The sequence below is a fragment of the Streptosporangium sp. NPDC006013 genome (assembly GCF_040614275.1).
Classification (GTDB): Bacteria; Actinomycetota; Actinomycetes; order Streptosporangiales; family Streptosporangiaceae; genus Streptosporangium.
The window spans coordinates 1-13917 of the sequence record NZ_JBEXUE010000271.1 but is presented as its reverse complement, the minus strand read 5'-3'; the positions used below and the strand labels follow the sequence as shown (position 1 = coordinate 13917).

Genomic DNA, 13917 nt, shown 5'->3' with positions numbered 1-13917 from the left:
GCCTACTGCGGCAAGCAGGACGTGCCGTTGAACATCGATCACATCCACCCCCGCAGCCGGGGCGGCTCCGACCGCGTCAGCAACCTCACCCTGGCCTGCATCCCGTGTAACCAGACCAAGAACGCCACCCCCGTGCAGGAGTTCCTCAAGGACAAACCCACACTCCTCGCAAAAATCCTCAAGCAGGCGAAAGCACCGCTGCGCGACGCCGCCGCCGTCAACACCACCCGCTGGGCACTGTGGCAGGCCCTGAAAGCCACCGACCTGCCCGTTCACACCGACTCCGGCGGGCGCACCAAATGGAACCGCTCCCGCACCGGCGCCCCGAAATCCCACACGTTGGACGCGCTGCACGTCGGCCACCTGGAGAGCGTGGCCGCCTGGCCGTCCACCGTGCTCGTGGTCACGGCGACCGGTCGCGGCACCTACGCCCGCACCACCCCCGACCGCTACGGGTTCCCCCGCCTTGTCCGGCCACGGAGCAAACTGCACCACGGCTTCCAAACCGGCGACCTGGTCCGGGCCAACATCCCGGCAGGCAAGAAGGCCGGGGTTCACCTCGGGCGGGCCCTGGTCCGCTCCTCCGGCTCGTTCGACATCACCACCCGGCACGGCCGCATCGCCGGGATCAACCATCGCCATGTCCGTCACCTTCAACGCGCGGACGGCTACGGCTACACGACCCAGAAAGAAGCCGATCGAAATGACTGACCGGTCAGAGCACGCTCGGGCCTGGACGGCCCTCCCGCTCCCGATTCCTCCCCGGCCTGAAGGCCGGGGCACCCTCGGGAGGTTCTGGTGAGCGTTCCCACTGTGATCATCCATCGTGACGCCGACGTGCTCGCCAAGGCCGTCGCCGCCCGGGTGATCATCCGTGCCATCGACGCCCAGGCGGCCAAGGGCTCGGCCCATCTGGTCCTGACCGGCGGTACCGTCGGCCTCGCCACCCTCGCCGAGATCGCCGCCTCCCCGGCCAGGGACGCCGTCGACTGGCGCAAGGTGGACATCTGGTGGGGCGACGAGCGTTTCCTGCCGGCCGGTGACGCCGAGCGCAACGAGACCGGTGCCCGCAAGGCCCTGCTGGACCACATAGACCTCGACCCCGAGCGGGTGCACGTGATGCGCGGCCCCGACTCGGGCATGACCGCCGAGGAGTCGGCCGACGCCTACGCCGAGGAGCTCCGCCGGGCCTCGCGCCCCGAGGACCACGGCCCGGCGCCGTCCTTCGACCTCATGATGCTCGGCATGGGCCCGGACGGCCATGTGGCCTCGCTCTTTCCCGGCATGCCCGCCCTGTACGACACCCGCCCGGTGGTGGCGGTGCACGGCTCGCCCAAGCCGCCGCCCACCCGCATCTCGCTGACGATGCCGGTCATCCAGGGCTCCCGCGACGTGTGGGTGATCGCCGCCGGTGAGGAGAAGGCGAGAGCGGTGCGGCTGGCACTGTCGGACTCGGGAACGATGCAGGTCCCCGCGGCCGGTGCTCGAGGCAGCCGGCGAACCCTCTTCCTGCTGGACCGCGCCGCCGCCTCCAAGATCCCCTCCTCCCTGAGCCGGATCTCCTCTCCCTGAGCCCGGCCCCTCGCTTTCGCCTTGGTCCGGCCCGCGTCGACCACCGTGGTCACGGTGTGCGATCCATTGATTACCGCTACGGTGGCTTTCGGTCCGCGACGGGGCCGCACAAACACCGCGGAATGGAGGGGATGGTGGCCGAACCGTCCGACGTCACGCCGATGCCCGCCGAGCAGTTCGACGAGTTGGTCGCCTCGCTCGACGAGCCGGACGAGGCGCCCGTGCTCCGCGAGGCCGCGCGGCGACGGCGCGCCTATCGCGAATCGACATGACCTGACGATCGCGATCTTCGAGATGGCCGTCATGGGTGGTCAGGAGGCCGTCCCGGAGGGCTGGGCGGTGAGAGCGTCGATCTCGTCGAGGATCTCCTTCTTGCCCGCCGGGTCCATGGACGAGGCCTCGACGGCGTTGCGGGCCAGGGTGGCGAGGGTGGCGCGGTCCAGGCCCAGGTGCTCGGCGGCGACACGGTACTCGCCGCTCAGGGTGGTGGCGAACATGGGCGGGTCGTCGCTGTTGAGGGTGACGAACAGGCCCTCCTCGATCATGCGGGGCAGCGGGTGCTCCTCGATGCGGGCGACCTGACCGGTGCAGACGTTGGAGGTGGGGCAGACCTCCAGCGGGATCTGTGTCTCGCGCAGGTGGGCGACCAGGCGGGGGTCCTTCACGCAGGCGATGCCATGGCCGATCCGCTCGGCGCCCAGATGGTCGAGGACCTCCCAGATGGTCTCCGGGCCGCTCATCTCACCCGCGTGCGGCAGGCTGCGCAGCCCGGCGGCGGTGGCGGCGCGGAAGGCGTCCCGGAAGGCGTCGCGATATTTCGGACGCTCCTGTTCGATCCCGGCCAGCCCGAAACCTACCAGCGCCTGGGGAGGTTCTCCGAGCGCGTGCTCCAGGGTGACCCGGGCCGCCTCGACGCCGTACTCGCCGGGGATGTCGAAGACGTACGCCATCCGCACGCCGTGCTCCTCACGGGCACGCCGGGCGGCCAGGTCGAGTGCCTCGGTGACCTCCCGCATCGGCATTCCCATGACGTGGTGCGCGTACGGGGTGACGGTCAGCTCGACGTAGCGCCCGTTCTGCCGGGCCAGGTCCGCGGCCAGGCCGAGCACCAGGGTCGCCACGTCCTCGGGCTCCCGGACCAGGGCGTTGATCGCCTGGTAGATCTCGGCGAAGTGCGGGAAGTCGCGGAATTTGTAGAAGGCGAGCAACTCCTCCTCGGTCGTGGGAACGCCCCCGCCGGGGTGGCGGCGGGCGAGTTCCAGCACGGTGGCGGGCGAGGCGGAGCCGATCAGGTGGACGTGGAGCTCGACCTTGGGGAGGGCGTCGATGAACGTGTCGATCGTCATGCGGGCGACCCTACGCACGCCACACCCGGGTTTAAAAGGCATTTACCCTGAATCTAACAGCAAAATGTACGATTACAGCGGCGAATGCCGGGCGGCGCGAGAATTTCACCGGAGCTTTTCCTCCCGCTCACCGGACGTCTGGCGCATAGTGGGGGCAAGCACCTCGACACCCCTCACGGAGGCTCCCAGTGTTCGAGCGCTTCACCGACCGTGCCCGCCGCGTCGTGGTCCTGGCCCAGGAGGAGGCCCGGAGACTCGGCCACGACCACATCGGCACCGAGCACATCCTGCTCGGCCTGGTCCTTGAACAGGACGGCGTCGCCGGCCGCGCCCTGCGGGCCCTGGACATCGACGGCGAGCGGGTCAGGAACGACGTGGAGGAGATCATCGGCAGGGGTGACGAGACCCCCGGCAGCCACATCCCCTTCACCCCGCACGCCAAGAAGGTGCTCGAACTGTCGCTGCGGGAGGCACTCGGCCTGCACCACACCTACATCGGCACCGAGCACATCCTGCTCGGTCTGATCCGCGAGGGCGAGGGCGTGGCCGCCCGGGTACTGACCGGGCAGGGGGCGCACCTGGACGCCGTACGCGCCCGGGTGATCACGCTGCTCGGGCAGCGCGGCCCCGACCGCGTGGTGACCGCCGAGGAGGGCTTTCCGGTGATGGGCGCGTCACTCTCGGCCAGACTGGAGCGCATCCAGGAGAGCCTGGACCGGATCGAGCGCAGGCTGGACGCCATCGACGCCACTGACGCACCCCGTGAGCCCGGCCCACCAAAGGAGCAGGCTCCCTGAGACCCCTCCCGCAGAACCGGGTAGGGCACACGCCCGCGAGGCGGGGTCAAGAGGGAACCGCCCGCACCCGCCCTCGTGAGAGGGCATGAGAGCCCGCCCTCGTGAGAGGGCATGAGAGTGGGCCCTCCCCGCTTCGGGAGCCCTGAGCGATCCCGAAACGGGGAGGCCGAATGATGGGTTCAACTCGGGGATGCCGTCGCCATCACTCCCACGGCCAGCCTGGCTTCCACCACGCCGGGATCCTCGGTGTAACTCAGGGTCGCGCCAAGCGAGACCAGGAGCCTGCGCATGCGCACGTTGTCGGAGAGCAGGGTGGCTCTGACCTCGGCGAAGCCCAGGTCCCGGGCCTGGCCGACGAGCATCTGGGCCAGGGACGCGCCCAGCCCCCTACCCTGCCAGCGGTCCTCGACCAGGAAGGCCATCTCGGCGATGCCGGGGTCGGGGGTGAACATCAGGTTGGCGAGGCCGACGACCTGGCCGTCGTGCCCGGCGACGATGGAGTGCCCCTTCGTGCGGTCGCAGAGCCGGTCGAAGACCTTCGGCGGCAGCAGGGGCATCGCGGTGAAGTAGCGGAACCTGCGGGCCTCGGGCGAGCAGCGGTCGTGCAGGTCGCGTACGGCCTCGCGGTAGAGCCGGGTGAGCGGGCGGACCTGGACCTCGACGCCGTCGGAGAGCGTGATGTCGCGGTCGGTGCCGGACTGCTCGACGGGGGGCTGCGCCAGCCGCACGAAGGAGGCCGCGCGGGCGGCCTCGGTCAGGGTGAAGGGCAGCTCGGCCCGGCGCACCCTGATCGCGCGGCGCGGGGCCACGGGCACGGTGAGCAGCGTGGGGTCCGGGAGATCGCTCATCTCGGCACCGTAGACCCAGCGGGAGTCGTCGGCGCGCAGCAGCTCCCCAAGCAGCTCGGGCAGGCGCCAGGGTGTCGTACGCAGCCGGGAGGCGAGCAGGAGCACGCGGGTGGGCTCGTCCGTCAACTCGTGCGCGGTGGCGGGGACGACCAGGACCTCGCGTCCCCCTGCCGCCTCCAGGGCCTCGCGCACCGCCTCGGCACCGGCGGGGATGTCCGTGACGAACTCGTCGACCGTGCCGTCCGCGTCGGTCTGGACGCTCAGGCCCAGGATGTTGCCGCCCTTGGCGGCGAGCGCGGCGGCCAGCGAGGCGAGACGCCCCGGCCGCTCGTCAACGGTAGTACGAATCCTCAGAAACCCCATCAGAATGCTCCCTCTGTCGGGAGATAGCCTTACCTGACCCTGTTACGGGACTGCTACACATGAGTGAGCCTGCCGTTACATCTAGCGGATCACTCATTACGTGGCAGGACTGCTTTTCTGCAACGGTTTCCGTTGACAGGCGCATCGCAATAGACGGATATAGCAGGATATGAGGCCATGAGCACGCGTGTTCCCCTGGCTGGGGATTTCGTCAACGGAGACGTCTCCTTCTGGTACCGCTCCCTCGGCATCCCCATGGCCGGCACTCCCCTCGGCGGTGATCTCGACGCCGACGTGGCCATCGTCGGCGCCGGCTACACCGGCCTGTGGACCGCCTACTACCTGAAGAAGGCCAGCCCCACCCTGCGGGTCGTGGTGCTGGAGAAGGAGTTCGCCGGCTACGGCGCCTCGGGGCGCAACGGCGGCTGGCTGGTCGGCGAGCTGGCGGGCACCCCCGAGCGCTACGCCAGGACGCACGGCGCGGACGCGGCCAAGCGGCTGCAGCGAGTGATGTTCGAGGCGATCGACGAGGTCATCACGATCGCCAAGGACGAGAACATCGACGCGGACATCGTCAAGGGCGGCGTCACCACGGTCGCCACCAACGCCGCCCAGGATCGGCGGCTGCACCGGTTGCTCGCCCACGAGCGCCACTGGGGCTGGACCGAGGATGACGTGCGGCTGCTCGATCCGGCGGAGCGGGAGGAGCGCCTGCGGGTGGCCGGCGCGGTCAGCGCGATCTGGAGCCCGCACTGCGCCAGGATCCAGCCCGCCAAGCTGGCCCGCGGCCTGGCCCAGACCGTGCGGGACCTCGGGGTGAAGATCTTCGAGCGCACCCCGGTCACCGAGATCGCCCCGCGCGAGGCCCGCACACCGCACGGCACGGTCCGCGCCGACTACGTCATCCGCGCCACCGAGGGCTTCACCGCCGAACTGAAGCAGTACCACCGCGCCTGGCTGCCGATGAACAGCTCGATGATCGTCACCGAGCCGCTGGGCGGGCTGTGGGACGAGATCGGCTGGGAGGGCCACGAACTGCTCGGCGACATGGCGCACTACTACATGTACGCCCAGCGCACCGCCGACGGCCGGATCGCGTTCGGCGGGCGCGGCAAGCCCTACCTCTACGGCTCCCGGGTGGACGAGCGGGGCCGCACCCACGAGTGGACGATCGAGGCGCTCTGGGAGTTGCTGACCGGGATGTTCCCCGCGGTCAGGGCCTCGAAGGTGGCGCACGCCTGGTCCGGGGTGCTCGGCGTGCCGCGCGACTGGTGCGCCACCGTGCACGTCGACCACACCACCGGCATCGGCTGGGCGGGCGGCTACACCGGCCACGGGGTGACCACGACCAACCTCGCCGGCCGTACCCTGCGCGACCTGATCCTGCGCGAGGACACCGAGCTCGCCTCCCTGCCCTGGGTGGACCGCAAGGTGCGGGGCTGGGAGGTGGAACCGCTGCGGTGGATCGGCGTGCACACCATGTACGACCTCTACCGGCGGGCCGACGCCAGGGAGAAGGCGGGACTCGGCCGCACCTCGGTGCTGGCCCGCGTCGCCGACTCCATCACCGGACGCTGAGCACCGGGGAAGACGGCCCCGGACGCCGGACGGCGGCGGGCGCCCGGAGAAACTCACCCTGGACCTCGGCCGGTCGAGCGTGCAGTGTAGGTGATCAAGCGGCACCCCGGGGGCGTCAGCGACCTCCGGGCCACCGACAGAAGGATGGTGCAACAGTGAGCGACCTGCTCTTCCGGGGCGGCCGGGTCTTCCTCGCCACCGACGCCTTCGCCGAGGCGGTGCTGGTCCGTGACGGCCGGATCGCCGCCGTAGGCACGGAGTCCGACGTCGTACGGCTGGCCGCCCCCGGCCACGAGGTCGTCGACCTGGACGGCCGCCTGCTGACCCCCGGGTTCACCGACGCGCACATCCACCCGGTGCAGGCGGGCCTGGAGCGGGCCAGGTGCGACCTGTCCGAGGTCTACGGCCTGCCGGAGTATGTGGAGAAGATCGTCGCCTACGCGGACTCCCACCCCGACCACGAGTGGATCGACGGCGGCGGCTGGGACATGTCGGCCTTTCCCGGCGGCCTCCCGCACCGCTCCCAGCTCGACGTCGTCGACCGCCCGGTCTATCTGATCCAGCGCGACCACCACGCCGCCTGGGTCAACAGCCGGGCGCTGGAGCTGGCCGGGATCACCCGCGACACCCCCGACCCGGCCGACGGCAGGATCGAGCGCGACGCCGACGGCACGCCGAGCGGTGTACTGCACGAGGGCGCGATGGACCTGGTCGGCCTGCTCACCCCCCGTCCCAGCGCCCAGGACATGCACGAGGCGCTGCTGGCGGCCCAGGACCACCTGTTCTCCCTCGGCGTCACCGGCTGGCAGGACGCCATCGTCGGCTCCTACGCGGGCTACGACGACCAGCTGTCCACGTACGTCTCGGCGGCGGCCTCCGGCGCGCTGCGGGCCCGCGTCGTGGGCGCGCTGTGGTGGGACCGGACGCGCGGCGCCGAGCAGATCCCCGAGCTGCTGGAGCGGCGCGAGTCGGCCACGGGCCTGGAGCGGTTCCGCGCCACCTCGGTGAAGATCATGCAGGACGGCATCGCCGAGAACTTCACCGCCGCGGTGATCGAGCCCTACTGCCGCTGCGGCGGCACCGGCCTGTCGTACGTGGAGCCGGCGCTGCTGAAGGAGTGCGTCGCCGAGCTGGACCGGCACGGCTTCCAGGTCCACTTCCACGCCATCGGTGAGCGGGCGGTCCGCGAGGCGCTGGACAGCTTCGAGGGGACCGACCCGGCCAACCGGCACCACATCGCGCACCTGCAGATCGTCGAGCCCTCCGACGTGCCGCGCTTCGCCGAGCTCGGCGTGACCGCCAATCTGCAGCCGCTCTGGGCCACCCACCACGCCCAGATGGACGAGCTGACCCTGCCGTTCCTGGGCGAGAAGCGCTCCTCGTGGCAGTACCCGTTCGCCGACCTGCTGCGGGCCGGCACCCGCTTCTGTGCGGGCAGCGACTGGCCGGTCTCCAACCCCGACCCGATCCAGGGCCTGCACGTGGCCGTCAACCGCACCGAGCCGCCCAGCTCGGTGCACGCGAACTACCCGACGGCGCAGACTCCGTTCCTGCCCGGCCAGCGCCTGGATCTGGCCACCGCGCTGACCGCCTACACCGCCGGCTCGGCCCGGATCAACCACGACGACGACGCGGGGACCATCGTCCCCGGCAACCGCGCCGACCTGGTCGTCCTGGACCGCGACCCGTTCACCGAGCCGCAGACCGAGATCTGGCGGACGAGGGTCGCGATGACCTTCGTCGGCGGCGAGCAGGTCTACCGGCGCTGACCCGGTCGAAGGAGTTCCGAAGTGAACGATCTGCCCATCTGCCTCACCTGCGGGGTCCAGTACGCCGCGGCGCGGGATGACTGCCCGATCTGCGAGGACGAGCGGCAGTACGTCGGCTGGGAGGGCCAGCGCTGGACCTCCCTCAACGAGCTACGCGAGAGCGGACACAGGGCGCACCTCGCCGAGGAGGGCACCGGGGTCGTCGGCATCGGCACCGACCCCGCCACCGCCATCGGGCAACGTGCCCTGCTGGTCCGCACCCCCGCCGGCAACGTGCTGTGGGACATGGTCACCCACCTCGACGACGAGCTGATCAGGCAGGTCGGCGAGCTCGGCGGGATCGACGCCATCGCGATCAGCCACCCGCACTTCTACGGCTCGATGGTCGAATGGGCGCACGCCTTCGACGCGCCGATCCACCTGCACGCGGCCGACCGCGCCTGGGTGGCCCGCCCCGACGAGTCGGTGGTCTTCTGGGAGGGCGACACCCACGAGATCCTCGAAGGAGTGACGCTGGTCAACGCGGGCGTGCACTTCGACGGCGGCCAGGTCATGCACTGGCGCGACGCCGAGGACGGCCGGGGCGCGTTGTTCTCCGGCGACATCCTCCAGGTGGTGGCCGACCGCCGCTGGGTCGGCTTCATGTACAGCTACCCCAACCTGATCCCCGAACGCCCCGCCACGATCCGCCGCGCCCTGTCGCTCCTGGAGCCGTACGCCTTCGACCGCGTCTACGGCGGCTGGTGGAAGCGGATCGTGCACACCGACGGCGCCGAGGCCGTCCGCCGCTCCGCCGACCGCTACCTCTCCTTCGTCCTGGACGATTAACCACTGGAAAAGATCGCCAAGGTGAGGGATAGTCCCCTGGTGCCGGGATCAGAGGAAGCAGAGAACGTGCGCCCGCTGTGGCGGGACCGGAACTTCAACGTCTTCTGGGTCTCCCAGACGCTCTCCGTCGCCGGGGACTCGTTCGCCTACATCGCCATCCCGCTGCTGGTGCTGAACGTGACCGGGTCTGTCGCGCAGATGGGCCTGCTGACGGGCGTGGCCGGTGCCGCGTCGGTCGGTGCCGGGATCTTCGCCGGGATCCTGGCCGACCGGCTCGACCGGCGGACCCTGCTGATCTGCTGCGACCTCGCCCGCCTGGTGCTGTACGGGCTCATCCCGCTCGTCTGGGCGTTCGGCCCCCAGGTCTGGCTGCTCTACGTGGTGCTGCCGCTCAGCGAGGCGATCGGGATGGTCTTCCAGGTCACCTACGTGACCGCGGTGCGCAACCTGGTCGACGGCGACCGCATCACCGAGGCCAACGGCCGGCTCTACGCGACCGCCGCGGCGGCCGGTGTCGGCGGCCCGCTGCTCGCCGGGGTGGTCTCCGGACAGTTCGGCCCGACCGCGGCGATCGCCATCAACGCGGCGAGCTTCGCGCTGTCGGCGGTGGGCCTGTACTTCGTCCGGTTCAAGCGACCCGAGGCCGGCGCGCCCGCACCGCCGCGCCAGCGGCCCTGGCAGGAGTTGCTGGCCGGTGCCCGATTCCTCTGGCGGCACCCGGTGCTGCGCTCCCTGACGATCCTGCTCTCCTTCTTCATCTTCTTCACGCTCGGCATGACCGACGTCCTGATCTACCACCTCAAGCACGATCTGGGCCACTCCGACGGCACCGTCGGCACGGTCCTCGCGGTCGCCGCGGCCGGCACGATCGCCGGAGCCGTGCTCGTCGCGCCCGTCCGCCGCAGGCTCGGTTTCGGCGTCACCTGGATCGGCGCCCTCGCGACCAGCGGGCTCGCCATGGCGGGCGTCGGCCTCTCCGGCCGTGTCCCGGTGATCGCCGCCCTGATGGCCGTCTACCTCTGCGGCGTCAGCGTGGCCGGGATCTGCTCGATGTCCCTGCGCCAGCAGGTGACCCCGGACCATCTGCTCGGCCGCGTCACCTCGGCGTTCTGGACGATCCACTTCTCCCTCGGCCCGGTGGGCGCGGCCGTCCTGACCTGGGGTGCGGGCGGCTACGGCGTCACCGTGATCTGCCTCCTGGCCGGCACCGCCTGCCTGCTGATCGCGACGACCGCGCTCTTCACCCCGATCCGCCGCCCCGCCCCCGAGCAGTCGGCGCCCACCACCTCATGAGGCCGGAGCATCCGGCGGTGAAAGGTCATCCGGTGTGGTCGCCTCGGTGGGCTGATCCATGAGCGTAGGCCGAGTTTCCGGCACCCACCGGCTGAGCGGGCCGCTCAGCCGGTGGGTGCCCCGGGTCAGCTGTTCGCCGCGGTGAACGCGGCCGCCCCGCCGACGAGCGGCAGCATGACCGTGCTCTTCGTCGTGTCGAGGTGCAGCGTCGCGCCGGGGGTGGGCCGGATGGTGTACTCATAGTCGCTCGACAGCAGCACGATGCCGATGCGGTGTCCCGCCGCGAACACGTAGTCATGCGGCTGCATGTCGAAGTCGAGGCGGTACGGGCTGCCCGGCTTGACCGGTTCGGTCTTCGAGATCGACTTACGGTTCTGCGGATCCACCCAGCCCCGAGTGATGATCTTCGCCTTACCGTTCTGGTCGTAGTCGACGAGCAGCGCCGTGACGTTCGCGGCCGGCTGCCCGAAGGACATCCGCAGTGATACCTGCGGCGTGCCGCTGAGCCGGACCGCACCGGTCAGCGTCCCCGACTTGTAGGCCAGGCGGTTGGGAGACGTCACGGCGTCGGCGAGGGTCAGCGCCCGCTTCGACGCGTCGTCGACGATCGTCTCGGTCACCGGCTTGCCCAGGCGGGTCTTGTCGTCGGTGAGGACACCGGCGGTGCCGTCCGTGCCGGGCGCCAGGTTGAGCTCGGTGGCGGCCGCGGCCGGTTCGGGCCACTCGGGGTATTCCACCAGCGTCCTGTCCTCGCGCTGGATCAGCGCCCGCTGGTCGTTCTCCACACCGTTCTCCTGGCCCCACAGGTAGCGGGTGAACCAGCGGTTGAGCACGTTGACGCTCGGGGAACCGCCATGCCCGCCCTGGTGCAGATAGATCTTGTGCGGCACCCCGCGCGCCTTGAGCGCCTCGTACCACTGCGCGGCGTGCTTGGTCTTGACGTTCCAGTCGTTGAGCCCGTGCGCGACCAGCGTCGCGGCGCGGACCTTGTCGACGTCGTTCATGTAGTTACGCTCGTCCCAGAAGGCGCTGTAGTCGCCGGTGACCCGGTCCTGCGCCTTCGCGAGCTCCTCGATGACGCTTCGGCAGATCTGCTTGTTCGCGCGGGTGTAGACGTACTCCGCGAGCACGTCGGCGTCCTCGCCCTGGTAGCCGCCCGGGGCGACGACGGCACCGTTCGCGCGGTAGTAGTCGTACCAGCTCGAGATCGCCGAGATCGGCACGATGGCCTCGAGACCCTCGACACCGGTGCTCGCGACCGCGTTGGGCAGGGTGCCGTTGTACGATGTGCCGATCATGCCGACCTTGCCGGTCGTCCACGTGGCGTTGACCTCCCTGCCGGTGGCGTCGTAGGCCTTCGCGCGCCCGTTCAACCAGTCGACGACAGCTTTCGCGCCGATGGTCTCGTTGCGCCCACCGGTGGTCGGACAGCCGTCGGACTTACCACTGCCCAGTGACTCGGCATGGACCACCGCGAAACCGCGAGGCAGCCAGTTGGACTCGTGACTGGTGCTGATGGCGGGCTGCGGGCCGGTGCCCGTGACGGCCTCGTCGCCGTCGGCCACGCCTGCCACGCCGGCGGCGGCCAGCCGCTCGTCGGTCGCCGGATCCTTCACCGAACCACCGCGGTTCATCCAGCCCTTGCCCGGACGGAGTGCCTCGTGGAGCTCGTGATCGACGTTGTGGTTCGTGACCGGGTTGCCGCCGGCGTAGTAGGGGCTGACCTCGTACACGACGGGCGACTTCAAACCGGCCGTCTCCGTCTCCCGGAGCCGGGTGACCTCGGCGTGCACCCGGTCGTTGCGCCCGTCGCCGTCACTGTCGATCGGGGTCTCGACCCACACCTCCTCGCGGATCCAGTCGTTGCGGTTCGTCGAGAACACCGGCTGGGCCATGCCGTCCGTGAAGACCGGTCCGACGGAGGGGTCGGCGGCCGCGCTGACGGGGGCCGAGGTCGCCGCGATCCCGGCGAAGGTCATGGTGGCGGCGAGACCCAGCGCCGCCACGCCGCGGCGTGCCGACCCCGGGCTACGGAGGGCGGTTGGTGCCCCAAGACCCGTCACCAGGCGTGTTTTAGACATCGACAAACCTTCCCGAACAATCAGTGCGGGGCGGGAAAAGGCCCCAACCAAGGTTCAAGGGACAGTAAAGGCTGTCCCAAGAAGGCTTGATGTTATGGGCAGGAAGTACGAAATGTCTATGGATGGGCACCCTGTCTCGATCACTACAATTTCGACACATATCGAGCTAGATCTCGGCGGCTCGAACACCACACGTCGAGATCCGGGACCCGGTGGCACGCCTGGGACACCGCAGGGTGCACGGTGAGCTCATCCGGCCCGGCCACCGAGTGAGCGAGGCGACCGTACGGCGGATCCCGCGGCCCCTGCGGCCCGGTCCGGCTCCCCGTCGTCACCAACGCCCCGAGATCATCCATCACCTCCCGGGCGCAGACCAACGGGCGGCACCCCCGGTGATCGGGAGTGCCGCCCGCCAGGCGGGACGATCAGCCGCGCAGGCCCTTCAGGCAGCCGTAGACGGCCACGGCCAGCACCGCCTCCGGGTCGGTCAGGTCTCCGCCGAACTTGTTCCAGACCTCGGTCACGGCGCCGGTGGCGCACTTGCCCGCCTTCCACCACGCCCACTCACCGGCGGCCTTGGCCGCGTCGACGATCTGACGCCAGAACCTCTTGACGAACGCCAGGACCGCGCTCCAGGAGCGGGGGGCGTCCTGGAACTCCTCGTCGGGGAAGCGGTACTCGTCCTCCGGATCGCTGTTAACCAGCGACATCGCCATGGAGTAGACGGTCGCCTCCGAGACGCCCGCGGCCTGCGCCGTGGCCGTGAGTTCCCGGGAGAACGAGGCCGCGCCGGCGGGAGCGGGGGCGGCGGTGACCATCACCGCCGCCGCGATCACCGCCGCCACGATCCCGGTTACACGTTTGAACATGAAGTGCCCTCCTGTGGTGTGAAGATCAGCCGGGCACGTACGCCCCGCCGTCACCGCACACCGTGCCGCGGGCCACTCACTCGCCGGTCACCTCACGGTCACCCCTCAGCACCTGCCACACCAGGCGCTCGCCACGTATCCGGGGCGCACTTGACGCGCACACCTGATCACAGAAGGAAATATTGTGCTTACATTGGGTAGTGAAAACGGCGGGATCAGGTTTCGAGTTCAGGGTTCTGGGGCCGTTCGAGGTGCTGCGGGACGGCGTTCCCGTGCCGATCCGGGCGGCCAAGCTGCGGACGTTGCTCGTGTCACTGCTGCTCGACGCCAACAAGACGGTCCCCGTCGAGACGCTGATGGACCACCTGTGGGGAGAGGCCCCGCCCGGCGGTGCCAGGAACACCCTGCAGAACTACGTGCTGCGCTGCCGGCACCTGCTGGGGTGCGCCGGGGATGACGGTCCCCTGCTGACCTGCCCGCGCGGCTACCTGCTCAGGGTGGACGACCGCCTCCACGGCGCGCACCGCCTCCGCCGGCGGGTTCGGCGTCCCGCCCGAGCCCAGGATCCGGCCG

The 13917-nt window shown here is 70.3% G+C and carries 12 protein-coding genes and 1 pseudogene; 9 read left to right on the top strand and 4 right to left on the bottom strand.

Annotated features, from left to right (window positions below; translation table 11 throughout):
- From ABZ260_RS32330 to ABZ260_RS32320, 3 genes are all read left to right on the top strand, one after another.
- Window positions 1–711: HNH endonuclease (locus tag ABZ260_RS32330; RefSeq protein WP_355625377.1), on the top strand; the 711-nt coding region annotated here is incomplete at its 5' end.
- Between the two features lie 87 nt (window positions 712–798).
- A complete protein-coding gene (gene pgl, locus ABZ260_RS32325) occupies window positions 799–1572 on the top strand; it encodes a 6-phosphogluconolactonase (protein WP_355625375.1) in 774 nt (257 codons plus the stop codon).
- Window positions 1573–1703: 131 nt separating this feature from the next.
- A complete protein-coding gene (locus tag ABZ260_RS32320; protein WP_350954525.1) occupies window positions 1704–1844 on the top strand; it encodes a hypothetical protein in 141 nt (46 codons plus the stop codon).
- A gap of 39 nt (window positions 1845–1883) precedes the next feature.
- Here ABZ260_RS32320 and add read toward each other — a convergent pair whose 3' ends face one another.
- On the bottom strand, window positions 1884–2918 hold the full coding sequence (gene add / locus ABZ260_RS32315) for an adenosine deaminase (protein WP_355625372.1): 1035 nt from the start codon (window positions 2916–2918) through the stop codon (window positions 1884–1886).
- Between the two features lie 188 nt (window positions 2919–3106).
- Between add and ABZ260_RS32310 the strand changes: the two are divergent.
- A pseudogene (locus tag ABZ260_RS32310) lies at window positions 3107–3544 on the top strand (Clp protease N-terminal domain-containing protein); the annotation flags it as partial.
- A gap of 350 nt (window positions 3545–3894) precedes the next feature.
- Here ABZ260_RS32310 and ABZ260_RS32305 read toward each other — a convergent pair.
- Entirely contained in the window at window positions 3895–4926 is a 1032-nt protein-coding gene (locus ABZ260_RS32305; RefSeq protein WP_355625370.1) for a GNAT family N-acetyltransferase, read from the bottom strand.
- A 177-nt stretch (window positions 4927–5103) separates the two neighbouring features.
- Between ABZ260_RS32305 and ABZ260_RS32300 the strand changes: the two genes are divergently transcribed.
- From ABZ260_RS32300 to ABZ260_RS32285, 4 genes are all read left to right on the top strand, one after another.
- On the top strand, window positions 5104–6504 hold the full coding sequence (locus ABZ260_RS32300) for an FAD-binding oxidoreductase (protein WP_355625368.1): 1401 nt from the start codon (window positions 5104–5106) through the stop codon (window positions 6502–6504).
- Between the two features lie 155 nt (window positions 6505–6659).
- Complete coding sequence (locus ABZ260_RS32295; protein WP_355625366.1) at window positions 6660–8273, top strand: amidohydrolase; 1614 nt, start codon at window positions 6660–6662, stop codon at window positions 8271–8273.
- A gap of 21 nt (window positions 8274–8294) precedes the next feature.
- A complete protein-coding gene (locus ABZ260_RS32290; protein ID WP_355625364.1) occupies window positions 8295–9101 on the top strand; it encodes an MBL fold metallo-hydrolase in 807 nt (268 codons plus the stop codon).
- Between the two features lie 39 nt (window positions 9102–9140).
- Window positions 9141–10394, top strand: coding sequence for an MFS transporter (locus tag ABZ260_RS32285; RefSeq protein WP_355625362.1), 1254 nt, complete (start codon window positions 9141–9143; stop codon window positions 10392–10394).
- Between the two features lie 125 nt (window positions 10395–10519).
- Here the strand turns inward: ABZ260_RS32285 and ABZ260_RS32280 are convergent, their stop codons facing one another.
- Window positions 10520–12475 (bottom strand): Xaa-Pro dipeptidyl-peptidase, encoded by a 1956-nt coding sequence (locus tag ABZ260_RS32280; protein WP_355625360.1) that lies wholly within the window; start codon window positions 12473–12475, stop codon window positions 10520–10522.
- A gap of 425 nt (window positions 12476–12900) precedes the next feature.
- On the bottom strand, window positions 12901–13344 hold the full coding sequence (locus ABZ260_RS32275) for a hypothetical protein (protein WP_355625358.1): 444 nt from the start codon (window positions 13342–13344) through the stop codon (window positions 12901–12903).
- 200 nt (window positions 13345–13544) lie between these two features.
- On the opposite strand from ABZ260_RS32275, the gene ABZ260_RS32270 reads away from it, so the two are divergent.
- Window positions 13545–13917, top strand: a 373-nt coding sequence (locus ABZ260_RS32270) for a winged helix-turn-helix domain-containing protein (RefSeq protein ID WP_355625356.1), incomplete at its 3' end; no start/stop codon positions are given.